The sequence below is a fragment of the Bacillus sp. PS217 genome, assembly GCF_037963535.1.
Lineage (GTDB): Bacteria > Bacillota > Bacilli > Bacillales > Bacillaceae > Bacillus > Bacillus subtilis.
Genome location: NZ_CP150157.1, coordinates 1,717,007 through 1,743,098 on the forward strand (window position 1 = coordinate 1,717,007; position 26,092 = coordinate 1,743,098).

Below are 26,092 nucleotides of genomic sequence, written 5' to 3' on the forward strand. Positions count from 1 at the left end.
TTTGATTCGTGTGCTTGTAGTTGATGATTCAGCTTTTATGAGAAAAATGATAAGTGATTTTCTGACCGAAGAAAAGCAGATAGAAGTAATCGGAACTGCGAGAAACGGAGAAGAAGCGCTTAAGAAGATTGAATTATTAAAACCGGATGTTATTACTCTAGATGTTGAAATGCCGGTCATGAATGGGACAGATACGCTCCGCAAAATTATTGAGATTTATAACTTGCCGGTCATTATGGTGTCTAGCCAGACCGAGAAAGGTAAAGAATGCACAATTAATTGTTTGGAGATCGGTGCCTTTGACTTTATCACAAAGCCATCAGGCTCAATATCTCTGGATCTATACAAAATTAAAGAACAATTAGTTGAGCGTGTCGTCGCGGCAGGACTTTCCGGCAAGCGGAAACGTCCTGTTTCCCAGACAGTTCGGCCCGAACCTATTGTGCGTGCTGTCTTTAAGCCTGAATTAAGCAAACCGAAACCTGGCACGGGCAGACAAATTGTGTGTATCGGCACATCAACAGGCGGTCCACGGGCGTTACAAAAGGTGATACCGAAGCTCCCTAAGGATTTGAACGCACCAGTGGTTGTCGTACAGCACATGCCTGAAGGGTTTACTGCTTCTTTGGCTGATCGGCTGAATCATTTATCTGACATTCAGGTAAAAGAAGCAAAAGATGGTGAAGCAGCTCTTAACGGCTGTGTTTACATAGCACCGGGCGGAAAAAACATATCCGTTATTAAAAACAGCGAAGGACTCCAGATTGTGCTTGATAACCATGACACACCAAGCCGTCATAAACCATCTGCTGATTATTTATTCCGTTCTGTCGGGAAACTGACAGATTATGAAAAAGTAGCGGTTATCATGACCGGCATGGGCAGTGACGGCACTGCTGGGCTAAAGGACATGCTAACAGCCGGCAATGTGAAAGCCATTGCGGAGTCTGAAGAATCTTGTGTCGTATACGGGATGCCAAAAGCTGCTGTTAAAGCGGGTCTCATTCATGAGATTAAACATGTGGAAGATATCGCAGCATCCATCACAAGCTGTGTGAAAAAAGAGAGGGTGTGATTCAAATGGATATGAATCAGTATTTAGATGTCTTTATTGATGAGAGTAAAGAACATTTACAAACATGTAATGAAAAGCTTCTTCTTTTAGAGAAAGACCCGACTGATCTTCAGCTCGTACATGATATATTCAGGGCTGCCCATACATTAAAAGGAATGAGCGCAACGATGGGCTACACGGATTTAGCACATCTTACCCATCTGCTTGAAAACGTGCTGGATGCAATCCGAAACGGAGACATGGCAGTCACCTCAGACTGGCTGGATATTTTGTTTGAAGCTCTGGATCACCTGGAAGCAATGGTTCAGTCTATTATTGATGGCGGGGATGGTAAAAGAGATATCTCAGAAGTGAGTGCCAAGCTTGATGTGAATGGTGCGCACGCTGAATCCGCTGCCTCCGCGGAACCTGCAGAAGCACAGAGTTCAGCATCTGATTGGGAATATGATGAATTTGAACGCACAGTTATACAAGAAGCGGAGGAGCAAGGCTTCAAACGATATGAAATCAAGATTTCTCTGAACGAAAACTGTATGTTAAAAGCAGTTCGTGTCTATATGGTGTTTGAAAAACTAAATGAAGTCGGAGAAGTAGCCAAAACAATTCCAAGTGCTGAAGTGCTTGAAACAGAAGATTTTGGAACTGACTTTCAAGTTTGTTTCTTAACACATCAATCAGCGGAAGACATTGAACAATTAATCAATGGTGTGTCGGAAATTGAGCATGTTGAAGTCATTCAAGGGGCTCCTTTAACATCAGCTGAAAAGCCTGAAGAATCTAAGCAAGAAGATTCACCAGCAGCAGCTGTACCTGCGAAGCAGGAGAAACAAAAACAGCCTGCTAAAAACGATGAACAGGCGAAGCATTCAGCCGGCGGATCTAAAACAATTCGTGTCAACATTGACAGGCTTGATTCTTTAATGAACTTATTTGAAGAGCTTGTCATTGACCGCGGGCGTCTCGAGCAGATTGCGAAAGAGCTTGAGCACAATGAACTGACTGAAACGGTTGAACGAATGACGAGAATTTCCGGAGATTTGCAATCGATTATTCTGAATATGAGAATGGTCCCGGTTGAAACCGTTTTTAACAGATTCCCGAGAATGATTCGCCAGCTTCAGAAAGAGCTGAATAAAAAAATTGAACTCTCGATCATCGGTGCGGAAACTGAACTGGATCGTACAGTAATTGATGAAATCGGAGATCCACTCGTTCACTTGATCAGAAACAGTATTGACCATGGTATCGAGGCGCCGGAAACACGTTTGCAAAAGGGAAAACCGGAATCAGGAAAAGTTGTGCTTAAAGCTTATCACAGCGGCAACCATGTCTTTATCGAAGTAGAGGATGACGGCGCAGGCCTTAATCGCAAAAAAATTCTGGAAAAAGCGCTTGAGCGAGGGGTCATAACGGAAAAAGAAGCTGAAACCTTAGAAGACAACCAAATTTACGAATTGATTTTTGCTCCGGGGTTCTCAACTGCTGACCAAATTTCTGATATTTCCGGCCGCGGTGTAGGACTTGACGTTGTAAAAAACAAACTGGAGTCTCTTGGCGGTTCAGTCAGTGTGAAATCAGCCGAGGGTCAAGGCTCTCTATTCAGCATCCAGCTGCCGCTTACCTTGTCTATTATTTCAGTTCTGCTGATTAAGTTGGAAGAAGAGACATTTGCCATTCCGATTTCTTCAATCATTGAGACAGCAGTTATTGACAGAAAAGACATTTTGCAAACGCATGACCGTGAAGTGATTGACTTTAGAGGGCATATTGTCCCTGTCGTTTATTTAAAAGAAGAGTTTAAAATAGAAGATACAAGAAAAGATGCGGAACAGCTCCATATCATTGTCGTGAAAAAAGGCGACAAACCTACTGCATTTGTGGTGGACTCCTTTATTGGCCAGCAGGAAGTTGTGCTGAAATCACTCGGAGATTATTTAACAAACGTCTTTGCAATTTCCGGAGCTACTATTTTAGGAGACGGAGAAGTAGCGCTCATTATTGATTGTAATGCACTGATTATTTAACCATTCGAGGAGGTGTCTCACATGACTGCAGAAATTAAAACAGGCGAAAAAATGATAGTCTTTATGGTAAATGGCAAAGAATATGCCATTTCCGTCACTCAGGTGAAATCAATTGAAAAATGGCAAAAGCCAACGAGGGTACCTGGCGTCGAACCATATATTTGCGGGGTAATCAATTTACGCGGGGTGGTGACTCCGGTTATTGATTTAAGAAAACGCCTGAATTTGCCAGAGTATGAAATTACCGATGAAACACGAATTATCATTATTGCTTATCGTGATATTGAAGTCGGCTGGATTGTGGATGAAGCGAATGATGTGATTACCGTACACGAAAGTGAAATAGAATCTGCTCCAGAAGGCGTTCAGAAAGATACGGATGTGTCGATCGAACAGATTGTGAAACAAGAGAACAGACTCTTAAATATTATTGATGCGAACGCGGTTTTGGATAAAGAATCATCTCAGTCCGCTGTGCCCGATCAAGCTTAATCTTAAAGGGGTTATGACATGAGTATTTTTAATGGAATCAAAGAAGAGCAGATGGACATTTTGCGGGAAGTCGGCAATATAGGCGCCGGCCACTCCGCCTCTGCAATGGCCCAGCTGTTAAATAGAAAGATAGATATGGAAGTCCCATTTGCAAAGCTGCTGTCTTTTGATGAGCTTGTTGATTTTTTCGGCGGCGCCGATGTCCCGGTTGCCAGCATCTTTTTAAGAATGGAAGGCGATTTAACGGGTTCAATGTTCTTTATAATGCCTTTTTTTCAGGCGGAGCAGTTTATCAGAGAGCTTATTGGAAACCCCGATTTTGACATAGAGGACTTAGGTGAAGACCACATGAGCTCATCCGCTTTGCATGAACTGGGCAATATTTTAGCGGGGTCATATTTAACAGCTTTGGCGGATTTGACGAAACTCCAGCTCTATCCAAGTGTTCCTGAAGTCTCATTGGACATGTTCGGAGCTGTGATCAGCGAAGGGCTGATGGAGCTCAGTCAGGTTGGAGAACACGCCATTGTTGTCGACACGTCAATTTTTGACCAAAGCCATCAGCAGGAGCTAAAAGCGCATATGTTTATGCTGCCGGACTATGATTCATTTGAAAAGCTCTTTGTCGCCTTAGGTGCATCATTATGAGTACAACTGAGGCTGTTGTTATAAAGGTTGGGATTGCTGACGTGAAGATCGCCCGCTTCCCGGATACCATCCGGACCTCTGGTTTGGGCTCATGTGTGGGGCTGGTGCTTTATGATAAAGAAAAGCAAACGGCGGGTCTTGTTCATGTCATGCTTCCGGATTCGACGTTATCGAAAACTGCCGAGCTCAACCGGGCTAAGTACGCTGACACCGCCGTACAGACCACGATTGATATGCTGATAGAAGCGGGATGCCGGAAATTTGCATTAAAAGCAAAGCTGGCCGGCGGATCAGAGATGTTTAAATTTAAATCGACAAATGATTTGATGAAGATCGGACCGAGAAATGTATTAGCGATAAAAGAACAGCTGTCTTTATTTAATATTCCTATTATTAGTGAAGATACGGGCGGCTCAAGCGGCCGGACGATAGAATTTGAACCGAAGTCCTGCATGCTGCATATTCGAACTGTTAAACAAGGTGAAAAAACGATTTAATTAAGGTATTAGGGGGATAACAATGCAATCCTTGAATTATGAAGATCAGGTGCTTTGGACGCGCTGGAAAGAGTGGAAAGATCCTAAAGCCGGTGACGACTTAATGCGCCGTTACATGCCGCTTGTCACATATCATGTAGGCAGAATTTCTGTCGGGCTGCCGAAATCAGTGCATAAAGACGATCTTATGAGCCTTGGTATGCTTGGTTTATATGATGCCCTTGAAAAATTTGACCCCAGCCGGGACTTAAAATTTGATACCTACGCCTCGTTTAGAATTCGCGGCGCAATCATAGACGGGCTTCGTAAAGAAGATTGGCTGCCCAGAACCTCACGCGAAAAAACAAAAAAGGTTGAAGCGGCAATTGAAAAGCTTGAACAGCGGTATCTTCGGAATGTATCGCCCGCGGAAATTGCAGAGGAACTCGGAATGACGGTACAGGATGTCGTGTCAACAATGAATGAAGGTTTTTTTGCAAATCTGCTGTCGATTGATGAAAAGCTCCATGATCAAGATGACGGGGAAAACATTCAAGTCATGATCAGAGATGACAAAAATGTTCCGCCTGAAGAAAAGATTATGAAGGATGAACTGATTGCACAGCTTGCGGAAAAAATTCACGAACTCTCTGAAAAAGAACAGCTGGTTGTGAGTTTGTTCTACAAAGAGGAGTTGACACTGACAGAAATCGGACAAGTATTAAATCTTTCTACGTCCCGCATATCTCAGATCCATTCAAAGGCATTATTTAAATTAAAGAATCTGCTGGAAAAAGTGATACAATAATGAATTTCATGGTTAGCGAGTGAAAAACATGTCAACACTATTATGGCTTTTAAGCTTTACGCTCCACGGCGTTCTTCTGTACGCTGTCATTATCCTGTATACGAGGCTCGCTGCAGTGAAAGAAACAGAAAAACAGCAAAAACAGATACTTGAAGAGACGGAAAACACCTTGGCGGCATTTCTGCTTGAATTAAAAGAAGAAAATGAGAAACTGATAGAAAATAAAGCTTCATCTGCAAGTCAATCAGATGAAGAATCCCAAAAGCCAGGCCTTCAGCACTCTGAAACATATCAAGAGCGGGATCCAGTTCAAGAGGCAGAGAATCTTCCTGAACATATTGAAGGTCTGATTACAGAGGTTGACCGTCGGGAAGAGATCGTAAACAGTGAGGTCCAATCATTTGAAGACCAGGTCATAGAATTATATGAACAGGGATATTCGGCAAGTCAAATTGCCCAGAAAATGAAGAGCGGAAAGACAGAAATCGAGCTATTTTTAAAATTTCGCTCCAAAGGTGTAAAGGATTCTTGATTGTCGGATAAAGCTGTGTTATATTATGTCTTGGTGTTAAATACACACGCTTAACGATTTATGCAGAGGGTGCTGCAGGCGGCAGTTCTGCACAAAAATGACCTAAGCGGAGGAAAAAAACCATTATATTAGGAGGAAATAACATGTCAGTCATTTCTATGAAGCAATTGCTTGAAGCTGGTGTTCACTTCGGTCACCAAACACGCCGTTGGAACCCAAAAATGAAGCGTTACATTTTCACGGAGCGTAACGGAATCTACATCATTGACCTTCAAAAAACAGTCAAAAAAGTAGAGGAAGCTTACAACTTCACTAAAAATCTTGCTGCTGAAGGCGGAAAAATCCTTTTCGTCGGAACAAAAAAACAAGCTCAAGATTCTGTTAAAGAAGAAGCTCAACGCTCTGGCATGTACTATGTCAACCAACGCTGGTTGGGCGGTACATTAACAAACTTTGAAACAATCCAAAAACGTATTAAACGTCTTAAAGACATTGAAAAAATGCAAGAAAACGGTACGTTTGATGTACTTCCTAAAAAAGAAGTCGTTCAATTGAAAAAAGAATTAGAGCGTCTTGAAAAATTCCTAGGCGGAATTAAAGATATGAAGGATCTTCCTGATGCATTATTCATCATCGATCCTCGCAAAGAGCGCATCGCTGTTGCGGAAGCTCGCAAATTAAACATCCCTATCATCGGTATCGTAGATACTAACTGTGATCCAGATGAAATCGATGTTGTTATCCCAGCGAACGATGACGCTATCCGCGCTGTTAAACTTCTAACTTCTAAAATGGCAGATGCAATCTTAGAAGCGAAGCAAGGCGAAGAAGAAGCGGAAGTTGCTGAAGAAACTGCACCAGAAACAGAAACAACAACTGCGTAACCTATTCAAAAGGTGATAAGAGGGACTGCCTTTTATCACCTTTTTTCAAGAAAAATGTGTAATATACATACTCTTGTTTAAACATATAAGGAGGAATACAAATGGCAATTACTGCACAGCAAGTAAAAGAACTGCGTGAAAAAACTGGCGCGGGCATGATGGATTGTAAAAAAGCGTTAACTGAAACTGACGGAGATATGGACAAAGCAATTGATCTTTTAAGAGAAAAAGGGATTGCAAAAGCAGCGAAAAAAGCTGACCGTATCGCAGCAGAAGGTTCTACTCTTATTAAAACTGACGGCAACAAAGGCGTTATCCTAGAAGTAAACTCTGAAACTGATTTCGTTGCGAAAAACGAAGGTTTTAAAGAGCTTCTTAACACTTTAGCTGACCACCTTCTTGCAAACACGCCAGCAGATGTTGAAGAAGCAATGGGTCAAAAAATGGAAAATGGCTCAACTGTTGAAGAGTACATCACAAGCGCAGTTGCTAAAATCGGTGAGAAAATCACTCTTCGCCGCTTTACAGTTCTTACAAAAGACGACAGCTCTGCATTCGGTGCTTACCTTCACATGGGCGGCCGCATCGGTGTATTAACTGTTCTCAACGGTACAACTGATGAAGAAACTGCGAAAGATATCGCAATGCACGTTGCTGCAGTTAACCCTCGTTACATTTCTCGTGATCAAGTATCTGAAGAAGAAACAAATCATGAGCGTCAAATCTTAACTCAGCAAGCCCTCCAAGAAGGCAAACCTGAAAACATCGTAGCGAAAATGGTTGAAGGCCGTCTGAACAAATTCTTCGAAGAAATTTGTCTATTAGACCAAGCGTTCGTTAAAAACCCAGATGAAAAAGTGAAACAAGTTATTGCAGCGAAAAACGCTACTGTTCAAACTTTTGTCCGCTATGAAGTTGGAGAAGGCATCGAAAAACGTCAAGAAAACTTTGCTGAAGAAGTAATGAACCAAGTGAAAAAATAATGGTGAAAAGATTTCGCGGCTAAGTCGCGTCTTTTCAGGCAGTATAGGGGACACATTTTGTGTTCCCTATTTTTAAAACTATATTTACAAACCTTTTTTTCTCTTGCATAATAGAAAACGGCAATGTTTACACTTGGAGGTTATCATGGAAAAACCAAAATACAAACGTATCGTATTAAAGCTTAGCGGGGAAGCATTGGCAGGAGAACAGGGAAATGGAATTAACCCGACTGTCATTCAATCCATTGCAAAGCAAGTGAAGGAAATCGCTGAGCTTGAAGTCGAAGTGGCTGTTGTAGTAGGCGGCGGCAACTTATGGCGCGGAAAAACAGGAAGTGACCTGGGCATGGACCGCGCGACTGCTGACTATATGGGAATGCTGGCGACAGTAATGAATTCGCTTGCTCTTCAAGACAGCTTGGAAACACTCGGAATCCAGTCCAGAGTGCAAACATCCATTGAAATGAGACAAGTTGCTGAACCGTACATAAGAAGAAAAGCGATACGCCACTTAGAGAAAAAACGTGTCGTTATTTTCGCTGCGGGCACAGGAAACCCATATTTCTCAACTGATACGACAGCTGCACTGCGGGCTGCTGAAATTGAGGCAGACGTTATTTTAATGGCTAAAAATAACGTTGACGGTGTGTATAATGCTGATCCTAGAAAAGATGAATCAGCTGTTAAGTATGAATCACTTTCTTATCTTGACGTTCTTAAAGACGGCCTGGAAGTCATGGATTCAACAGCTTCCTCTTTATGCATGGACAATGACATTCCGCTTATCGTCTTTTCTATTATGGAAGAAGGAAATATCAAACGTGCCGTTATCGGTGAATCAATCGGAACGATCGTGAGGGGGAAATAACGTGTCAAAAGAAGTATTAACTCAAACAAAAGAAAAAATGGAAAAAGCAATTGCTGCTTATCAGCGCGAATTGGCTACTGTACGCGCAGGCCGTGCAAATCCATCATTATTAGATAAAGTAACGGTTGAATATTACGGAGCGCAGACACCTTTAAATCAGTTGTCTTCTATTAACGTGCCTGAAGCTCGTATGCTCGTTATCACGCCATACGATAAAACAGCAATCGGTGATATCGAAAAAGCGATTTTAAAAGCTGATTTAGGTCTTACACCAACAAGTGACGGCAATATGATTCGAATTGCAATTCCGGCACTAACAGAAGAGAGACGGAAAGAATTAGTGAAAGTTGTAAAAAAATATGCTGAAGAAGCAAAAGTAGCTGTTCGTAACGTTCGCCGTGATGCTAACGATGATCTCAAAAAACTTGAGAAAAACGGAGACATTACTGAGGATGAACTGCGTGCTTCCACTGAAGACGTTCAAAAACTGACAGATGAATATGTGTCAAAAATTGACAGTGTCACAAAAGACAAAGAAAAAGAAATCATGGAAGTTTAATGAAAAACTATGTACAATAGATAATAGTGAAAAGACCCTCTCATGTTTACAGGGGGTTTTTTTGTTAATACTGTTGATTACATTGATTATCAGCAGGGAATGTAACCTTTTTGGGTGACGGAGGAATCTCATGCTCAACATACTCAAAAATTGGAAGAATCAGCAAACTGCGGCTTCCAACTTAGAACGTTATACAAAAGAAGACATACTTAAGGGAGAAATTCCCGAACACATCGCCATTATCATGGATGGAAATGGCCGTTGGGCTAAAAAACGCTCTCTTCCCAGAATTGCAGGCCACCATGAAGGGATGAAGGTGGTAAAAAGGACCACGAAGCTCGCAAACGAATTAGGTGTCAAAGTACTGACATTGTATGCATTTTCAACAGAAAACTGGAAAAGACCGAAAATGGAGGTCGATTTTTTAATGAAGCTTCCGGAAGAATTTTTGAATACGTATCTTCCAGAGCTTGTTGAGGAAAATGTACAGGTTCGGATCATTGGGGATGAAACGGCTTTGCCGGCGCACACATTACGTGCGATTGAAAAAGCTGTACAGGACACGGCGCAAAACGACGGAATGATCCTTAATTTTGCTCTTAACTATGGAGGCCGTACTGAAATTGTCAGTGCTGCAAAATCACTCGCGGAAAAAGTGAAGGAAGGCTCTTTGAATATTGAAGACATTGATGAATCGCTTTTTTCTACTTATTTGATGACTGAATCTTTGCAGGATCCTGAACTTTTAATTCGAACGAGCGGCGAGATAAGGCTGAGTAATTTTATGCTATGGCAGGTTGCCTACAGTGAATTTGTCTTTACTGACGTCTTGTGGCCTGACTTTAAAGAAGATCACTTCTTGCAGGCGTTAGGAGAGTTTCAGCAGAGAGGCCGGAGGTTTGGCGGAATTTAGAGGATGGTGGACATGAAACAAAGAATTTTGACAGGTGTTCTGGCAGCAATTGTATTTTTATTTTTGGTTATTGTCGGGAAATTGCCGTTCACCATATTAATTTATGCTATGGGCAGTGTGGCGCTTTTTGAACTTTTACGGATGAAAAAGCTGAAGCTGGTTTCACTGCCTGGTTTGATCGGTCTTTTATTATTGTGGATGTTCTTATTGCCAAGCCAGTATTCGTTTTTTGAAGCGGGCGGAATTTCCAAAATGGAAATCGCTTTATTTGCGGTACTGCTATTGCTGACTTACACAGTGTTGGTCAAGAACACCTTTACTTTTGATGAAGTCGGGTTTATTACGCTTGCAGCAATTTACATCGGAATGTGTTTTCATTATTTTATCGAAATCAGAAATCTTGACCAATACGGATTAACATACATTTTTTACGCGTGTGTTGTCATTTGGTCCACCGATTCCGGTGCCTATTTTGTCGGTAAATCGCTTGGGAAGCGGAAACTGTGGCCTGAAATCAGTCCGAATAAAACAGTGGAAGGGTTTGCAGGCGGAATTGTCATCGCACTTGTATTGGCGACGATTTTTCAGCTTGTTGCACAACTTCCGATCCCGTATATCTATCTGCTGTTGATCACGCTGTTTTTGTCTGTTTTCGGACAACTTGGAGATTTAGTGGAATCCGCCTTGAAAAGACATTACGATGTAAAGGATTCTGGGAATATTCTTCCCGGGCATGGCGGTATATTAGACCGTTTTGACAGTTTCTTGTTTGTCATGCCTTTCTTGTACTTTCTGCTTGCCCTTTTTTCATAAAAAAGTCTAATATGAATATGAGACTGATCATGCAGCAATAAGAATAGGAGTAGTGGCAACTTTGAAAAATATTTGTCTTTTAGGAGCAACAGGATCAATCGGCGAACAGACTCTTGATGTACTGCGTGCACATCAAGACCAATTTCAGCTGGTATCTATGTCGTTTGGCAGAAATATTGATAAGGCCGTTCCAATGATTGAGGTCTTTCAGCCGAAGTTTGTCTCTGTCGGTGATCTGGATACATATCATAAATTAAAACAAATGTCTTTTTCTTTTGAATGCCAAATCGGGCTGGGAGAAGAAGGACTGATAGAAGCAGCAGTGATGGAGGAGGTTGACATTGTTGTCAACGCTTTGCTTGGAAGCGTCGGTCTTATCCCGACATTAAAGGCAATTGAACAGAAAAAAACAATTGCGCTTGCAAATAAGGAAACTCTTGTCACTGCAGGGCATATAGTAAAAGAACATGCTAAGAAATATGATGTTCCGCTGCTGCCTGTTGACAGTGAGCATTCAGCCATTTTTCAAGCTCTTCAAGGCGAACAGGCTAAAAACATTGAACGCCTCATCATTACGGCATCCGGCGGAAGTTTTCGGGACAAGACGCGGGAGGAGCTCGAATCAGTAACAGTTGAAGATGCATTAAAACATCCAAACTGGTCAATGGGTGCAAAAATTACAATTGATTCGGCTACAATGATGAATAAGGGATTAGAGGTGATCGAGGCACACTGGCTTTTCGATATACCTTATGAACAAATTGATGTGGTTTTACATAAGGAGAGCATCATCCATTCAATGGTTGAGTTCCATGATAAAAGTGTGATCGCACAGCTCGGAACTCCGGATATGAGAGTCCCCATTCAATATGCGCTCACTTATCCTGACCGATTGCCATTACCAGATGCGAAAAGGCTTGAATTATGGGAAATCGGCAGCCTTCATTTTGAGAAAGCTGATTTTGACAGGTTCCGATGCTTACAATTTGCTTTTGAATCAGGTAAAATAGGAGGAACAATGCCGACAGTGCTAAATGCGGCAAACGAAGTAGCTGTCGCTGCCTTTTTAGCTGGCAAGATACCGTTTTTGGCTATTGAAGACTGTATCGAAAAGGCACTAACCCGCCATCAATTACTGAAAAAACCGAGCCTGGCGGACATTCAAGAAGTGGACAAAGATACCCGGGGATACGTCAATTCAATACTCACATAAGGTGGTATGTTCGTGAATACAGTTATAGCGTTTATCATTATTTTCGGAACGCTCGTTTTCTTCCATGAACTGGGCCATTTATTGCTAGCCCAAAGAGCGGGAATTCTCTGCCGTGAATTTGCGATCGGCTTCGGTCCAAAGATTTTTTCTTTCAAAAAAAATGAAACAGTTTATACGATCAGGCTGCTTCCGGTCGGCGGATTTGTTCGTATGGCCGGCGAAGATCCGGAAATGATTGAGGTGAAACCCGGATACACGGTCGGGCTTCTGTTTAATAAGGAAGATCAAGTTGAGAAAGTCATCATCAATCAAAAGGAAAAATATCCGGATGCATTAGTCATTGAAGTGGAAACAGCGGATCTAGAGCATGACATGAAGATCACCGGTTATGAACAGGGGAAAGAGGACGAACTTTCCAGCTTTACTGTCAGCGAAACATCCTTTTTTATTGTAGACGGAGAAGAAGTGCAGATTGCGCCGTATAATCGCCAATTTGGTTCCAAACCTGTATGGCAGCGGATTAAAGCAATTGCTGCAGGGCCGATTATGAACTTTATTTTAGCTTACGTCATTTTAGTGATGCTTGGGCTGATTCAAGGCGTACCGTCAAATGAACCTATGCTCGGGCAGCTGACAGACAATGGACGGGCGGCTGAAGCAGGGCTAAAAGAAGGGGATTATATCCAAAGCATTAACGGAGAGAAAATGAGGTCTTGGACTGACATTGTCTCCGCTGTAAAAGAAAACCCGGAGAAAGAAATGGACGTTGCAGTAAAAAGAGATAACAAAACGCTTCATATTTCGGTGACTCCGGAAGCTGTTAAAGATGAGAACAAAAAAACAATCGGACGTTTCGGTTCCTATGCGCCGACTGAAAAAGGCGTACTCTCAGCGGTTGCTTACGGCGCGACATCAACAGTTGATGTCACCAAAGCCATTTTAACCAATCTGAGCAAATTAGTAACAGGCCAATTTAAACTCGATATGCTGTCAGGTCCTGTCGGCATATATGACATGACAGACCAAGTGGCGAAAACAGGGATCGTGAACTTATTTCAGTTTGCGGCGTTTTTAAGCATTAACCTTGGGATTGTCAACCTGCTTCCGATTCCGGCACTTGACGGAGGAAGACTGTTGTTTCTATTTATTGAAGCGATTCGGGGCAAACCGATTAACAGGGAAAAAGAAGCATTTGTTGTGTTTATCGGAGTAGCTTTCTTAATGCTTCTTATGCTGGTTGTCACATGGAACGATATCCAGCGGCTGTTTTTGTAAACGAAAAGTAAATCAATCAGAGGTGCGAAGAAATGAGACAAAGCTTGACGCTTATTCCTACGCTCCGTGAAGTTCCAGCTGATGCCGAAGCAAAAAGTCATCAGCTTCTTCTGAGAGCAGGATTTATCAGACAGAATACGAGCGGGGTATACAGCTATATGCCTCTTGCGTATAAGGTGATTCAAAACATTCAGCAGATTGTTCGAGAGGAAATGGAGAAAATTGATGCCGTAGAAATGCTCATGCCCGCATTGCAGCAGGCAGAGACATGGCAGGAATCAGGCAGATGGTATACATATGGTCCCGAACTGATGAGACTAAAAGACCGTCATGGCCGTGAATTTGCTTTAGGGGCAACGCATGAAGAGGTTATCACTTCGCTTGTTCGCGATGAGGTTAAATCTTATAAGCGTCTCCCTCTGACTCTTTATCAAATTCAGTCTAAGTTCAGAGATGAGAAACGTCCTCGCTTCGGTTTGTTAAGAGGCCGCGAATTTATTATGAAGGATGCGTACTCTTTCCATGCATCTGCAGAGAGTCTGGATGAAACGTATCAAAAAATGTACGAGGCCTATTCTAATATTTTTGCACGCTGCGGCATTAATGTAAGACCTGTTATCGCTGATTCAGGCGCAATGGGAGGAAAGGATACGCACGAATTTATGGCACTTTCTGCGATCGGAGAGGATACGATTGCGTATTCTGATGAATCACAGTACGCGGCTAATATCGAGATGGCTGAAGTTCTTCACCAGGAAGTTCCTTCAGATGAAGAGCCTAAAGCTCTAGAGAAGGTTCATACGCCTAACGTGAAAACAATCGAAGAACTGACTGCGTTCTTACAGGTTTCGGCTGAAGCGTGCATTAAGTCAGTATTGTTTAAAGCTGATGACCGTTTTGTCTTAGTGCTTGTAAGAGGAGATCATGAAGTTAACGATATTAAAGTGAAAAACTTGCTTCATGCAGAAGTTGTAGAGCTTGCCACACATGAAGAGGTCATTCAGCAGCTCGGAACAGAGCCAGGCTTTGTAGGCCCTGTCGGTATTCATCAGGATGTGGAAGTATATGCCGATCAAGCTGTGAAAGCAATGGTCAATGCTGTTGCCGGGGCAAATGAAGGAGATCATCATTATAAAAATGTCAATGTGAATCGTGACGCGCAAATTAAAGAATTTGCTGATCTTCGTTTTATTAAAGAAGGTGATCCTTCACCAGACGGCAAGGGAACGATCCGTTTTGCTGAGGGAATCGAAGTCGGACAAGTCTTTAAGCTCGGAACACGCTATTCAGAAGCGATGAATGCGACATATTTAGATGAAAACGGACGCGCGCAGCCAATGCTGATGGGCTGTTACGGAATCGGTGTATCAAGAACGCTTTCTGCTATTGCTGAACAGCATCACGACGAAAAAGGATTAATATGGCCAAAAAGCGTTGCCCCGTACGATCTTCATATTCTTGCATTGAACATGAAAAACGATGGGCAAAGAGAGCTTGCTGAAAAGCTGTATGCCGATTTAAAAGCGGAAGGCTATGAAGTGCTCTATGACGACCGTGCTGAGCGTGCCGGTGTAAAATTCGCTGATTCAGATCTAATCGGCCTTCCAATCCGCATCACTGTCGGAAAACGAGCTGACGAAGGAATCGTCGAAGTGAAAATTCGTCAAACTGGTGAGTCAACTGAGATTTCAGTAGACGAATTATCTGCGTTTATCAGCAAGCAGTAATCACCATAACGATTTATCAAAAAACATGTTAAAATAGAAATAATAGAAGGTACCTCATTGCCTGAGGTACCTTCACTTATGATGTTTTTAGGGAGGGATACTGTCTTAATGGAACAGTTATCAGTAAACAGAAGGCAGTTTCAAATTCTTCTGCAGCAGATTAATATGACAGATGATACCTTCATGACATACTTTGAACATGGCGAGATTAAAAAGCTGACAATTCACAAAGCTTCTAAGTCTTGGCATTTTCATTTTCAATTTAAATCTTTGCTGCCTTTTCAAATATATGACACATTAACAACGAGGCTGACGCAATCGTTTGCCCACATAGCAAAAGTGACATCTTCAATTGAAGTTCAGGATGCCGAGGTCAGTGAAAGTATCGTTCAAGACTACTGGTCACGCTGCATAGAAGAACTGCAGGGCATTTCGCCGCCGATTATCAGTCTTTTAAACCAGCAAAAACCGAAGCTGAAGGGCAATAAACTGATTGTCAAAACCAAAACGGATACAGAAGCGGCTGCGCTAAAAAACAAATACAGTTCCATGATTCAAGCAGGCTACCGTCAATTTGGCTTTCCGGATCTTCAGCTTGATGCTGAAATATTTGTATCCGAGCAGGAAGTTCAAAAGTTTCGGGAGCAAAAGCTTGCGGAAGACCAAGAGCGTGCTATGCAGGCCTTGATTGAAATGGAGAAGAAAGATAAAGAAAGTGATGAAGACCAAGCACCATCTGGTCCTCTTGTTATCGGTTATCAAATTAAAGATAACGAGGAAATCCGGACGCTTGACAGCATCATGGACGAAGAACGGAGAATTACGGTCCAAGGTTATGTGTTTGATGTGGAGACGCGCGAGCTGAAGAGCGGGCGCACGCTGTGTATCTTCAAAATTACAGACTATACAAATAGTATTTTGATCAAAATGTTTGCACGTGAAAAAGAAGATGCGGCACTGATGAAGTCTCTGAAAAAAGGAATGTGGGTAAAAGCACGCGGAAGCATTCAAAATGATACATTTGTCAGAGACCTTGTCATGATCGCAAATGACGTAAACGAAATAAAAGCAAAAACCCGTGAAGATTCAGCACCTGAAGGAGAAAAAAGAGTGGAATTGCATCTTCATTCCCCAATGAGCCAAATGGATGCTGTTACGGGTATCGGAAAGCTTGTCGAACAGGCGAAAAAATGGGGGCATGAGGCCATCGCTTTGACTGACCATGCTGTCGTTCAGTCCTTCCCTGATGCGTATTCTGCGGCCAAAAAGCATGGAATTAAAATGATTTACGGGATGGAAGCAAATCTCGTGGATGATGGCGTGCCAATTGCTTATAATGCCGCACATCGTCTGCTCGAAGAAGAAACATATGTTGTTTTTGACGTTGAGACAACAGGATTGTCTGCTGTATACGATACCATTATTGAGCTGGCTGCAGTAAAAGTAAAAGGCGGAGAAATTATTGATAAATTTGAGGCGTTTGCGAACCCGCATCGTCCGCTTTCCGCCACAATCATAGAGCTGACAGGGATCACTGATGATATGCTACAAGACGCTCCGGATGTCGTAGATGTAATAAGAGATTTCAGAGAATGGATTGGCGATGATATCCTTGTCGCTCATAATGCAAGCTTTGATATGGGATTCTTAAATGTAGCCTATAAAAAGCTTCTTGAAGTCGATAAAGCTAAAAACCCAGTCATTGATACGCTTGAACTTGGACGTTTTCTCTATCCGGAATTTAAGAACCACCGGTTGAACACACTTTGTAAAAAGTTTGATATCGAACTCACACAGCATCACCGTGCGATCTATGATACTGAGGCAACCGCTTATTTGCTTCTGAAAATGCTGAAAGACGCAGCTGAAAAAGGCATTCAGTACCATGATGAGTTGAATGAAAATATGGGTCAGTCCAATGCTTATCAAAGATCAAGACCGTATCATGCAACATTACTTGCAGTGAACAGCACGGGACTTAAAAATTTATTTAAGCTTGTGTCACTTTCTCATATTCATTATTTTTACAGAGTGCCGCGTATTCCGAGATCTCAGCTTGAGAAATACAGGGAAGGGCTGCTGATCGGTTCTGCCTGTGACAGGGGAGAGGTTTTTGAGGGAATGATGCAAAAATCGCCTGAAGAGGTGGAAGATATCGCGTCATTCTATGATTACCTTGAGGTTCAGCCGCCTGAAGTGTATCGTCACTTGCTGGAGCTTGAACTGGTCCGTGATGAAAAAGCGCTGAAAGAAATTATTGCGAATATCACGAAGCTGGGGGAAAAGCTTAATAAACCGGTTGTTGCTACGGGAAATGTTCATTACTTGAATGATGAGGATAAAATCTACAGAAAGATTTTAATATCCTCACAAGGCGGGGCAAATCCGCTGAATAGGCATGAACTGCCGAAAGTGCATTTCAGAACGACAGACGAAATGCTTGAAGCTTTTTCTTTCTTAGGTGAAGAAAAAGCGAAGGAGATCGTAGTCACCAATACCCAAAAGGTTGCTTCTTTAGTTGATGACATCAAGCCGATTAAAGATGATTTATATACGCCGAAAATCGAAGGCGCTGATGAAGAGATCAGAGAAATGAGCTATCAGCGTGCAAGAAGCATTTACGGGGAAGAGCTGCCTGAAATTGTCGAAGCGCGGATTGAAAAAGAGTTAAAGAGTATTATTGGCCACGGATTTGCTGTTATTTACTTGATCTCTCACAAACTTGTAAAACGTTCACTAGATGATGGGTATCTCGTTGGTTCCCGTGGTTCCGTAGGATCTTCATTAGTTGCGACACTTACTGAGATTACTGAGGTAAACCCGCTGCCGCCGCACTATGTTTGTCCTGAGTGCCAGCATTCTGAGTTCTTTAATGACGGTTCTGTCGGTTCTGGTTTTGACCTGCCTGACAAGACATGTCCTCATTGCGGAACGCCTTTGAAAAAAGACGGCCATGATATTCCATTTGAAACGTTCTTAGGATTTAAAGGGGACAAAGTACCTGATATCGATTTGAACTTCTCAGGGGAATATCAGCCGCAAGCACACAATTACACAAAAGTATTGTTCGGAGAAGACAATGTATATCGTGCGGGAACAATAGGCACGGTGGCAGAAAAAACAGCCTACGGTTATGTAAAAGGCTATGCTGGAGACAACAATCTTCATATGCGCGGTGCCGAAATAGATCGGCTCGTGCAGGGATGCACGGGTGTAAAACGTACAACTGGACAGCACCCTGGCGGTATTATCGTAGTTCCGGATTATATGGATATTTATGATTTTTCACCGATCCAGTTTCCGGCAGATGCCACAGGTTCAGAGTGGAAAACGACTCATTTTGATTTCCACTCCATCCATGACAACCTGTTAAAACTTGATATTCTCGGACACGATGACCCGACTGTTATTCGGATGCTTCAAGACTTAAGCGGAATAGATCCGAAAACAATTCCGACGGATGATCCTGAAGTGATGAAGATCTTCCAGGGAACCGAATCACTCGGTGTGACTGAAGAACAGATTGGCTGTAAAACGGGCACTCTTGGAATTCCTGAATTCGGAACCCGATTTGTCCGGCAGATGCTTGAAGATACAAAGCCGACCACTTTTTCTGAGCTCGTTCAGATTTCAGGCTTGTCTCACGGAACTGATGTATGGCTTGGCAATGCACAGGAGCTCATCCACAATAATATTTGTGAGCTGAGTGAGGTTATCGGCTGCCGTGATGACATTATGGTTTATTTAATCTATCAAGGCCTTGAGCCGTCCCTTGCCTTTAAAATCATGGAATTCGTGCGTAAAGGAAAAGGATTAACGCCTGAATGGGAAGAAGAAATGAAAAATAACAATGTCCCAGACTGGTATATTGATTCCTGTAAAAAGATTAAATACATGTTCCCGAAAGCCCACGCCGCGGCATATGTCTTAATGGCAGTCCGCATTGCTTACTTTAAAGTGCATCATGCTCTTTTGTATTATGCGGCTTATTTTACCGTTCGTGCAGATGACTTTGATATTGATACAATGATCAAGGGCTCTACAGCAATCAGAGCGGTAATGGAGGATATAAACTCTAAAGGACTTGATGCTTCACCGAAGGAAAAGAACCTTCTGACTGTTTTAGAATTAGCGCTTGAGATGTGTGAGAGAGGCTATTCATTCCAAAAAGTCGATTTATATCGCTCCAGCGCCACAGAGTTTATTATTGACGGCAACAGTCTTATTCCGCCGTTTAACTCTATTCCAGGGTTAGGGACGAACGCTGCTTTGAACATTGTAAAAGCTCGCGAAGAAGGCGAATTCCTCTCAAAAGAAGATTTGCAAAAGAGAGGGAAAGTATCAAAAACGATTTTAGAGTACTTAGATCGCCACGGCTGTCTGGAATCACTGCCTGATCAAAACCAATTGTCACTGTTCTAATATGGAAAGCAGAATTTCTCAGAAATTCTGCTTCTATGCATACATAAGCGCAAAAAGTGCCATCGTAATATTAGAGTTTCTGTCACTTGCTTAGGTATGAAGGTAAGCGTATATCCATTTGCAATAAAAATATGGTTATGGTATAGTTTTATTGGAAATGCTAACGATTACCGAGGCAAAGAGTGGGGAAACCCGCTCTTTTGTATTGAACAGGAGAATTTTGTCTCGACATGTTCATCGTTTACTTTTTAGCCCCTGCTCTTTTGAAGCAGGGTTTTTATGCAGAGTGACGAGACGAATATGAGATCGACAGCACAAGGAGGAAGAACATGAGCAAAAAAGTGACTGACACCGTTCAAGAAATGGCTCAGCCAATCGTAGACAGCCTTCAGCTGGAACTCGTTGACATTGAATTTGTCAAAGAGGGCCAAAGCTGGTTCCTTCGCGTGTTTATTGATTCCGATGACGGTGTGGATATTGAGGAATGTGCCAAAGTAAGCGAAGCTTTAAGCGAAAAGCTTGATGAGGCAGACCCAATCAGCCAAAATTACTTTCTTGAAGTCTCATCTCCAGGAGCTGAGCGTCCGCTAAAGAAAAAAGCCGATTTCGAAAAATCACTAGGAAAAAACGTATACATTAAGACGTATGAGCCTATTGACGGCGTAAAAGTGTTTGAAGGTGAACTGGCTGAATTTGATGGACAAACAGTGACAGTTGAGATCACGATCAAAACAAGAAAGAAACGGATCAATATTCCGTATGAAAAGATAGCTAATGCAAGATTAGCTGTTACATTCTAATGAATACAAATGTTTTAAGGGGGGAGACCGTTAAATGAGCAGTGAATTATTAGATGCTCTCACGATTCTTGAAAAAGAAAAAGGCATCAGTAAAGAAATTATCATCGAAGCAATCGAAGCTGCGTTAATTTCTGCTTATAAGCGGAATTTTAATCAAGCGCAAAATGTACGGGTGGATCTAAACCGTGAAACTGGCTCCATCCGTGTATTTGCAAGAAAAGATGTCGTTGACGAAGTATACGACCAGAGATTAGAGATCTCAATTGAAGAGGCGCAGGGCATCCATCCGGAATATATGGTCGGCGATGTCGTCGAAATCGAAGTTACACCTAAGGATTTCGGGCGCATAGCTGCTCAAACAGCGAAGCAGGTCGTCACACAGCGTGTGCGCGAAGCTGAGCGCGGTGTGATCTATTCTGAATTTATCGACCGTGAAGAAGACATCATGACAGGGATCGTCCAGCGTCTGGACAATAAATTTATCTACGTGTCTTTAGGCAAAATAGAAGCCTTGCTGCCGGTTAATGAGCAAATGCCGAATGAAAGCTACAAGCCTCATGACCGCATTAAGGTATATATCACAAAAGTAGAAAAAACAACGAAGGGCCCGCAGATTTATGTGTCAAGAACACATCCAGGCCTGTTAAAGCGTTTGTTTGAAATTGAAGTGCCTGAAATTTATGATGGAACTGTCGAGCTAAAATCTGTTGCCAGAGAAGCCGGCGACCGTTCAAAAATTTCTGTTCGCACAGATGATCCTGACGTTGATCCTGTCGGTTCATGCGTAGGGCCTAAAGGCCAGCGTGTGCAAGCAATCGTCAATGAATTAAAAGGTGAAAAAATTGACATTGTCAACTGGTCCAGTGATCCTGTAGAATTTGTCGCGAATGCGCTCAGCCCTTCCAAAGTGCTTGATGTCATTGTTAATGAAGAAGAAAAAGCGACAACTGTTATTGTTCCTGATTACCAGCTGTCTCTGGCAATTGGCAAAAGAGGACAAAACGCACGCTTAGCTGCTAAACTGACAGGCTGGAAGATTGATATTAAGAGCGAAACGGACGCAAGAGAACTTGGAATCTATCCGAGAGAACTTGAAGAAGATGATGAGCCGCTCTTTACGGAGCCTGAAACTGCTGAATCGGATGAATAAGAGGTGACTTTAGGTGAATAAACACAAAAAGATCCCATTACGCAAATGTGTAGTGACTGGTGAAATGAAGCCTAAAAAGGAACTGATCCGAGTTGTACGGTCGAAAGAAGGCGAAATCTCAGTAGACCCGACCGGAAAAAAGAATGGGCGGGGTGCTTATTTAACGCTGGATAAAGAGTGCATCTTAGCAGCAAAAAAGAAAAACACTTTGCAAAATCAATTTCAATCACAAATCGATGACCAGATTTTCGATGAATTGCTGGAACTGGCGGAAAAGGTGAAAAAATAAAATGTCTGGAATGGAATGGTTTCCCTTGCTGGGTCTGGCCAATCGAGCTCGTAAGGTCGTGTCAGGCGAAGACTTGGTAATAAAAGAAATCAGGAATGCGCGTGCAAAGCTTGTCCTGCTTACAGAGGATGCATCATCTAACACAGCAAAAAAAGTAACTGACAAGTGCAATTATTATAAAGTCCCTTATAAAAAAGTCGAGAGTCGCGCGGTTCTTGGACGCTCTATCGGTAAAGAAGCCCGTGTCGTTGTCGCCGTCACTGACCAAGGTTTTGCGAATAAGCTGATCAGCTTGCTCGATTAATATTTTTGGGGGTGAACGAATGGCTAAAATGAGAGTATACGAATATGCAAAAGCGTTAAATGTTTCAAGTAAGGAAATTTTGACCGCACTGAAGAACATGGATTTAGAAGTGAATAATCACATGGCCATGCTTGAAGAAAAGGCCATTAAAAAGCTTGATGCCAAATATAAAAAAGGCGGCGCAGCTGCTAAATCTCAAAAGCCAGCAGAAACGAACAAAAACAAACAGCCACAAGGGGTTAATCAGCAATCAGCTGGAAATCAACCAAATAAAATTCGAGACGGAAAGAAGAATGACGTGCAGAATAATCAATTTAACAAAAACAAGAAGAATAACAACAACAAAAAAAATAAACGCAACAACAACAACAATAAAAACCAACATCAGCAAAAGCCTGTAAAGCCGAAAAAAGAGCTTCCTGAGAAAATTACATTCTCTGGCACTTTAACAGTTGGCGCACTTGCTGAAGAGCTTGGCAAAGAGCCTTCAGAAATCATTAAAAAGCTAATGCTTCTTGGCGTAATGGCAACCATTAACCAAGAGCTTGATAAAGACACAATCGAACTCATTGCATCAGAATATGGTGTTGAAACAGAAGAGGTCATTGTGCTTGAAGAAACAGAGCTGGAAAAATACGAAGAGCCTGATAATGAAGAGGATCTTGAAATTCGTCCTCCTGTCGTGACAATCATGGGTCACGTTGACCATGGGAAAACAACGCTTCTTGACAGCATCCGTAAAACAAAGGTTGTTGAAGGAGAAGCAGGCGGAATCACTCAGCATATCGGCGCTTATCAAATTGAAGAGAACGGCAAGAAAATCACGTTCTTGGATACACCGGGCCACGCCGCATTTACAACAATGCGTGCACGCGGTGCAGAAGTAACTGATATTACGATTCTTGTCGTAGCTGCCGATGACGGTGTCATGCCGCAAACAGTTGAAGCGATTAACCATGCAAAAGCAGCAGAGGTTCCAATCATCGTTGCTGTGAATAAAATAGATAAAGAATCCGCAAACCCTGACCGTGTAATGCAAGAACTGACGGAATACGGACTTGTCCCTGAAGCTTGGGGCGGAGAAACCATTTTTGTGCCGCTTTCCGCTTTAACTGGAAAAGGCATTGATGAGCTCGTTGAAATGATTTTGCTTGTCAGTGAGGTAGAGGAACTGAAAGCGAATCCGAACCGTCAGGCAAAAGGAACGGTTATTGAAGCTGAACTCGATAAAGGCAGAGGGTCAGTTGCGACGTTGCTCGTACAGACTGGAACACTGCATGTCGGTGATCCGATCGTAGTCGGCAATACATTTGGTCGTGTCCGTGCAATGGTCAACGACATTGGCCGCCGTGTGAAAACTGCCGGCCCGTCAACTCCGGTTGAAATTACCGGTTTGAATGATGTCCCTCAAGCGGGAGACCAATTCCTTGTCTTTAAGGATGAAAAAACAGCTCGTTCTGTCGGTGAAGCCCGTGCTTCGAAACAGCTTGAAGAGCAGCGCAGCGATAAAGCGAAGCTCAGTCTTGATGATTTATTCGAGCAAATTAAGCAAGGTGATGTAAAAGACATCAACCTCATCGTAAAAGCTGACGTTCAAGGATCTGCTGAAGCTTTAACGGCTGCGCTTCAAAAAATTGAAGTAGAAGGCGTTAAAGTGAAAATCATCCATACAGGCGTTGGTGCGATTACTGAATCTGACATTATCTTGGCATCTGCTTCCAATGCAATTGTTATCGGGTTTAATGTGAGACCGGACGGAAATGCTAAGAGTACGGCTGAAGCTGAAAATGTAGATATTCGACTTCACCGTATCATTTACAAAGTAATCGACGAGATTGAAGCTGCCATGAAAGGTATGCTTGATCCTGAATATGAAGAAAAAGTAATTGGTCAAGTAGAAGTACGCCAAACATTCAAAGTATCTAAAATCGGTACAATTGCCGGCGGATATGTTACTGAAGGAACCATTACGCGCGACAGCGGCCTCCGTTTAATTCGTGACGGCGTCGTCATCTTTGAAGGCGAAGTAGATGTTCTGAAACGCTTTAAAGACGATGTGAAAGAAGTTTCACAAGGCTATGAATGTGGTATTACAATTAAGAAATACAATGACATTCGTGAAGGTGACATCCTTGAAGCGTTTGTCATGCAAGAAATTGAAAGAACGTGATCGGATTTGCGGAGTGTGAATGCATCATTTATGATGCAGGATCGCTAAAAGAAAAGCGTGCCGTTCTGAAGCGGGTTTTAACCAGGGTTCAAAACAAGTTCAATGTTTCGATTTCGGAGATTGGCTATCAGGACACTTGGCAAAGAACCAGCTTCGGAATCGCCGCTGTTTCTTCCTCTCGCGTTCAAACAGAAAAAGAACTGCAGCGCGTCCTAGCGTTTATCGATTCTTTTCCTGAAATTGAACGGGCGATCACTAGGACAGAGTGGTTTTAACTTAGAGGTGATTGAATTGAGTATGAGAGCAAACCGTGTCGGCGAGCAAATGAAAAAAGAACTCGGTGATATTATCAGCCGCAAGCTGAAAGACCCGAGAATTGGTTTTCTGACAGTAACGGATGTACGTGTATCAGGTGATTTGCAAATTGCAAAGGTGTATATCTCGGTTCTCGGTGACGAGAAAAAACGGGAAGAAGCGCTGAAAGGGCTGGCAAAAGCGAAAGGATTTATCCGATCCGAAATCGGCAGCCGCATCAGACTTCGAAAAACGCCTGAAATTGAATTTGAGTTCGATGAATCAATCGATTACGGGAATCGGATCGAAACACTGATTCACGAATTACATTCAGAGAAACCATCTGAATAAAAAAAGAGAGGATAGGCGTATATCGTCTGTCCTCTTTCTTCGTTTATAAGAAAAAAACTCAAAAGAAGGAGTGAAAGGCAAATGGTTAACGGAGTTCTCCTTTTACATAAACCTGTTGGCATGACATCGCACGACTGTGTCATGAAGATCCGAAAGCTGTTAAAAACAAAAAAAGTAGGACATACAGGAACGCTCGATCCGGAAGTATCAGGCGTGCTTCCGATTTGTGTAGGAAGAGCGACAAAAATAGTCGAATACTTAACTGAAAAATCTAAAACGTATGATGCAGAAATAATGTTGGGCTTTTCAACCACAACAGAGGATCAAACCGGAGAAACGGTGGAAACAAAGCCTGTCAATCACGACATTGATAAAGCGGATGTAGAAAAGGTTTTAAACAGTTTAAAGGGTAAACAAGAACAAATTCCGCCCATGTATTCCGCTGTAAAAGTAAACGGCAAAAAATTATACGAATACGCAAGAGCAGGGATTGAAGTAGAACGTCCGAAACGTATGATAACCATTGAAGACATTGCCCTGACGACAGAGATTAAACATCATGGAGAAACCGCAAGCTTCCGGTTTACAGTGACTTGCTCCAAAGGGACCTATGTAAGGACGCTGGCGGTCATGATCGGGGAAAAGCTCGGATATCCGGCTCATATGTCTCATTTAATCCGTACGGCATCCGGAGATTTTTCTCTCGACGAATGCTTTACTTTTGATGAGCTCGAAGCACAGGCCCAATCCGGGACCGTGGAAGAGCATACAGTTTCTATTGAACGTGCGCTCAATCATTTGCCGAAATGGATCATAAGTGATACATTAGCTAAGAAAGTAGAAAATGGGGCTTTGCTTGAGACGCCCGAGCAGTTTTCTGAAATGACAAGTGAAGAGCGTATCGCCGTCTTTACTGAATCCGGAACATGCTTGGCGATCTATTTCCCTCATCCTACAAAAAATGGGCTGTTAAAGCCGGCAAAAGTATTGATGCAAAAAAGCGAACAATAGAAAAAAGGTGA

Annotated in this window: 25 protein-coding genes; all 25 read left to right on the top strand. The window is 42.5% G+C overall.

The features are described from left to right. The first annotated feature begins 1 nt into the window (after position 1). A complete protein-coding gene (gene cheB / locus NSQ83_RS09030; protein ID WP_080529321.1) occupies positions 2-1,075 on the top strand; it encodes a protein-glutamate O-methylesterase CheB in 1,074 nt (357 codons plus the stop codon). Positions 1,076-1,080: 5 nt separating this feature from the next. Then, positions 1,081-3,099, top strand: a complete 2,019-nt coding sequence (gene cheA, locus NSQ83_RS09035) for a chemotaxis protein CheA (protein WP_015483230.1) — start codon at positions 1,081-1,083, stop codon at positions 3,097-3,099. 21 nt (positions 3,100-3,120) lie between these two features. Beyond that, a complete protein-coding gene (gene cheW / locus NSQ83_RS09040) occupies positions 3,121-3,591 on the top strand; it encodes a chemotaxis protein CheW (RefSeq protein WP_003231938.1) in 471 nt (156 codons plus the stop codon). A gap of 18 nt (positions 3,592-3,609) precedes the next feature. Then, a complete protein-coding gene (cheC, locus tag NSQ83_RS09045) occupies positions 3,610-4,239 on the top strand; it encodes a CheY-P phosphatase CheC (RefSeq protein WP_003231935.1) in 630 nt (209 codons plus the stop codon). Next, positions 4,236-4,736 (top strand): chemoreceptor glutamine deamidase CheD, encoded by a 501-nt coding sequence (gene cheD, locus NSQ83_RS09050; protein WP_003244852.1) that lies wholly within the window; start codon positions 4,236-4,238, stop codon positions 4,734-4,736. The genes cheC and cheD overlap by 4 nt, the downstream gene beginning before the upstream one ends. 22 nt (positions 4,737-4,758) lie before the next feature. After that, positions 4,759-5,523, top strand: coding sequence for an RNA polymerase sigma-28 factor SigD (gene sigD / locus NSQ83_RS09055; RefSeq protein WP_003220911.1), 765 nt, complete (start codon positions 4,759-4,761; stop codon positions 5,521-5,523). A gap of 28 nt (positions 5,524-5,551) precedes the next feature. Further along, positions 5,552-6,055: a swarming motility protein SwrB gene (gene swrB, locus NSQ83_RS09060; protein ID WP_015252089.1), complete on the top strand. Its 504-nt coding sequence runs from the start codon at positions 5,552-5,554 to the stop codon at positions 6,053-6,055. A 143-nt stretch (positions 6,056-6,198) separates the two neighbouring features. Further along, positions 6,199-6,939 carry a 30S ribosomal protein S2 gene (gene rpsB, locus NSQ83_RS09065; RefSeq protein ID WP_003220918.1) on the top strand — a complete coding sequence of 247 codons (741 nt, stop codon included), beginning with the start codon at positions 6,199-6,201 and terminating at the stop codon, positions 6,937-6,939. A 101-nt stretch (positions 6,940-7,040) separates the two neighbouring features. Further along, entirely contained in the window at positions 7,041-7,922 is an 882-nt protein-coding gene (tsf, locus tag NSQ83_RS09070; RefSeq protein ID WP_003231929.1) for a translation elongation factor Ts, read from the top strand. 145 nt (positions 7,923-8,067) lie between these two features. Next, the gene (pyrH, locus tag NSQ83_RS09075) at positions 8,068-8,790 is read left to right on the top strand and encodes a UMP kinase (RefSeq protein ID WP_003220923.1); all 723 of its coding nucleotides are present in this window, start codon (positions 8,068-8,070) and stop codon (positions 8,788-8,790) included. Position 8,791: 1 nt separating this feature from the next. Beyond that, entirely contained in the window at positions 8,792-9,349 is a 558-nt protein-coding gene (gene frr / locus NSQ83_RS09080) for a ribosome recycling factor (protein WP_003231927.1), read from the top strand. A 130-nt stretch (positions 9,350-9,479) separates the two neighbouring features. Further along, complete coding sequence (locus tag NSQ83_RS09085; RefSeq protein WP_003231925.1) at positions 9,480-10,262, top strand: isoprenyl transferase; 783 nt, start codon at positions 9,480-9,482, stop codon at positions 10,260-10,262. A 3-nt stretch (positions 10,263-10,265) separates the two neighbouring features. After that, entirely contained in the window at positions 10,266-11,075 is an 810-nt protein-coding gene (gene cdsA / locus NSQ83_RS09090) for a phosphatidate cytidylyltransferase (protein ID WP_080481272.1), read from the top strand. Between the two features lie 61 nt (positions 11,076-11,136). Further along, positions 11,137-12,288: a 1-deoxy-D-xylulose-5-phosphate reductoisomerase gene (gene dxr / locus NSQ83_RS09095; protein ID WP_003245155.1), complete on the top strand. Its 1,152-nt coding sequence runs from the start codon at positions 11,137-11,139 to the stop codon at positions 12,286-12,288. A gap of 6 nt (positions 12,289-12,294) precedes the next feature. Continuing rightward, entirely contained in the window at positions 12,295-13,563 is a 1,269-nt protein-coding gene (gene rseP / locus NSQ83_RS09100; RefSeq protein WP_010886508.1) for an RIP metalloprotease RseP, read from the top strand. Between the two features lie 32 nt (positions 13,564-13,595). Further along, positions 13,596-15,290 carry a proline--tRNA ligase gene (proS, locus tag NSQ83_RS09105; protein ID WP_003231918.1) on the top strand — a complete coding sequence of 565 codons (1,695 nt, stop codon included), beginning with the start codon at positions 13,596-13,598 and terminating at the stop codon, positions 15,288-15,290. Positions 15,291-15,398: 108 nt separating this feature from the next. Next, a complete protein-coding gene (locus NSQ83_RS09110) occupies positions 15,399-19,712 on the top strand; it encodes a PolC-type DNA polymerase III (RefSeq protein WP_029726487.1) in 4,314 nt (1,437 codons plus the stop codon). 329 nt (positions 19,713-20,041) lie between these two features. Next, the gene (gene rimP / locus NSQ83_RS09115) at positions 20,042-20,512 is read left to right on the top strand and encodes a ribosome maturation factor RimP (RefSeq protein ID WP_003231915.1); all 471 of its coding nucleotides are present in this window, start codon (positions 20,042-20,044) and stop codon (positions 20,510-20,512) included. A 34-nt stretch (positions 20,513-20,546) separates the two neighbouring features. After that, the gene (gene nusA, locus NSQ83_RS09120; RefSeq protein ID WP_003231912.1) at positions 20,547-21,662 is read left to right on the top strand and encodes a transcription termination factor NusA; all 1,116 of its coding nucleotides are present in this window, start codon (positions 20,547-20,549) and stop codon (positions 21,660-21,662) included. Between the two features lie 13 nt (positions 21,663-21,675). Next, a complete protein-coding gene (gene rulR / locus NSQ83_RS09125; protein ID WP_009967250.1) occupies positions 21,676-21,951 on the top strand; it encodes a glucose-induced regulator RulR in 276 nt (91 codons plus the stop codon). 1 nt (position 21,952) lies between these two features. Further along, positions 21,953-22,255 (top strand): YlxQ family RNA-binding protein, encoded by a 303-nt coding sequence (locus NSQ83_RS09130; protein WP_003220946.1) that lies wholly within the window; start codon positions 21,953-21,955, stop codon positions 22,253-22,255. 19 nt (positions 22,256-22,274) lie between these two features. Beyond that, the gene (infB, locus tag NSQ83_RS09135; RefSeq protein WP_014479801.1) at positions 22,275-24,425 is read left to right on the top strand and encodes a translation initiation factor IF-2; all 2,151 of its coding nucleotides are present in this window, start codon (positions 22,275-22,277) and stop codon (positions 24,423-24,425) included. Then, on the top strand, positions 24,422-24,700 hold the full coding sequence (locus tag NSQ83_RS09140) for a DUF503 domain-containing protein (RefSeq protein ID WP_198878783.1): 279 nt from the start codon (positions 24,422-24,424) through the stop codon (positions 24,698-24,700). The genes infB and NSQ83_RS09140 overlap by 4 nt, the downstream gene beginning before the upstream one ends. A 16-nt stretch (positions 24,701-24,716) precedes the next feature. Next, positions 24,717-25,070: a 30S ribosome-binding factor RbfA gene (gene rbfA, locus NSQ83_RS09145; RefSeq protein WP_009967251.1), complete on the top strand. Its 354-nt coding sequence runs from the start codon at positions 24,717-24,719 to the stop codon at positions 25,068-25,070. Between the two features lie 81 nt (positions 25,071-25,151). Beyond that, on the top strand, positions 25,152-26,081 hold the full coding sequence (gene truB / locus NSQ83_RS09150) for a tRNA pseudouridine(55) synthase TruB (RefSeq protein WP_198878784.1): 930 nt from the start codon (positions 25,152-25,154) through the stop codon (positions 26,079-26,081). Positions 26,082-26,092 lie beyond the last annotated feature (11 nt).

What these genes read in the sequence shown, in the direction of transcription:
- cheA (WP_015483230.1), top strand. Translation starts at nt 1,081, where the DNA reads ATGGATATGAATCAGTATTTAGATGTCTTTATTGATGAGAGTAAAGAA.
- cheW (WP_003231938.1), top strand. Translation starts at nt 3,121, where the DNA reads ATGACTGCAGAAATTAAAACAGGCGAAAAAATGATAGTCTTTATGGTA.
- cheC (WP_003231935.1), top strand. Translation starts at nt 3,610, where the DNA reads ATGAGTATTTTTAATGGAATCAAAGAAGAGCAGATGGACATTTTGCGG.
- cheD (WP_003244852.1), top strand. Translation starts at nt 4,236, where the DNA reads ATGAGTACAACTGAGGCTGTTGTTATAAAGGTTGGGATTGCTGACGTG.
- sigD (WP_003220911.1), top strand. Translation starts at nt 4,759, where the DNA reads ATGCAATCCTTGAATTATGAAGATCAGGTGCTTTGGACGCGCTGGAAA.
- swrB (WP_015252089.1), top strand. Translation starts at nt 5,552, where the DNA reads ATGTCAACACTATTATGGCTTTTAAGCTTTACGCTCCACGGCGTTCTT.
- rpsB (WP_003220918.1), top strand. Translation starts at nt 6,199, where the DNA reads ATGTCAGTCATTTCTATGAAGCAATTGCTTGAAGCTGGTGTTCACTTC.
- tsf (WP_003231929.1), top strand. Translation starts at nt 7,041, where the DNA reads ATGGCAATTACTGCACAGCAAGTAAAAGAACTGCGTGAAAAAACTGGC.
- pyrH (WP_003220923.1), top strand. Translation starts at nt 8,068, where the DNA reads ATGGAAAAACCAAAATACAAACGTATCGTATTAAAGCTTAGCGGGGAA.
- NSQ83_RS09085 (WP_003231925.1), top strand. Translation starts at nt 9,480, where the DNA reads ATGCTCAACATACTCAAAAATTGGAAGAATCAGCAAACTGCGGCTTCC.
- cdsA (WP_080481272.1), top strand. Translation starts at nt 10,266, where the DNA reads ATGGTGGACATGAAACAAAGAATTTTGACAGGTGTTCTGGCAGCAATT.
- rseP (WP_010886508.1), top strand. Translation starts at nt 12,295, where the DNA reads ATGTTCGTGAATACAGTTATAGCGTTTATCATTATTTTCGGAACGCTC.
- proS (WP_003231918.1), top strand. Translation starts at nt 13,596, where the DNA reads ATGAGACAAAGCTTGACGCTTATTCCTACGCTCCGTGAAGTTCCAGCT.
- NSQ83_RS09110 (WP_029726487.1), top strand. Translation starts at nt 15,399, where the DNA reads ATGGAACAGTTATCAGTAAACAGAAGGCAGTTTCAAATTCTTCTGCAG.
- rimP (WP_003231915.1), top strand. Translation starts at nt 20,042, where the DNA reads ATGAGCAAAAAAGTGACTGACACCGTTCAAGAAATGGCTCAGCCAATC.
- nusA (WP_003231912.1), top strand. Translation starts at nt 20,547, where the DNA reads ATGAGCAGTGAATTATTAGATGCTCTCACGATTCTTGAAAAAGAAAAA.
- NSQ83_RS09130 (WP_003220946.1), top strand. Translation starts at nt 21,953, where the DNA reads ATGTCTGGAATGGAATGGTTTCCCTTGCTGGGTCTGGCCAATCGAGCT.
- infB (WP_014479801.1), top strand. Translation starts at nt 22,275, where the DNA reads ATGGCTAAAATGAGAGTATACGAATATGCAAAAGCGTTAAATGTTTCA.
- truB (WP_198878784.1), top strand. Translation starts at nt 25,152, where the DNA reads ATGGTTAACGGAGTTCTCCTTTTACATAAACCTGTTGGCATGACATCG.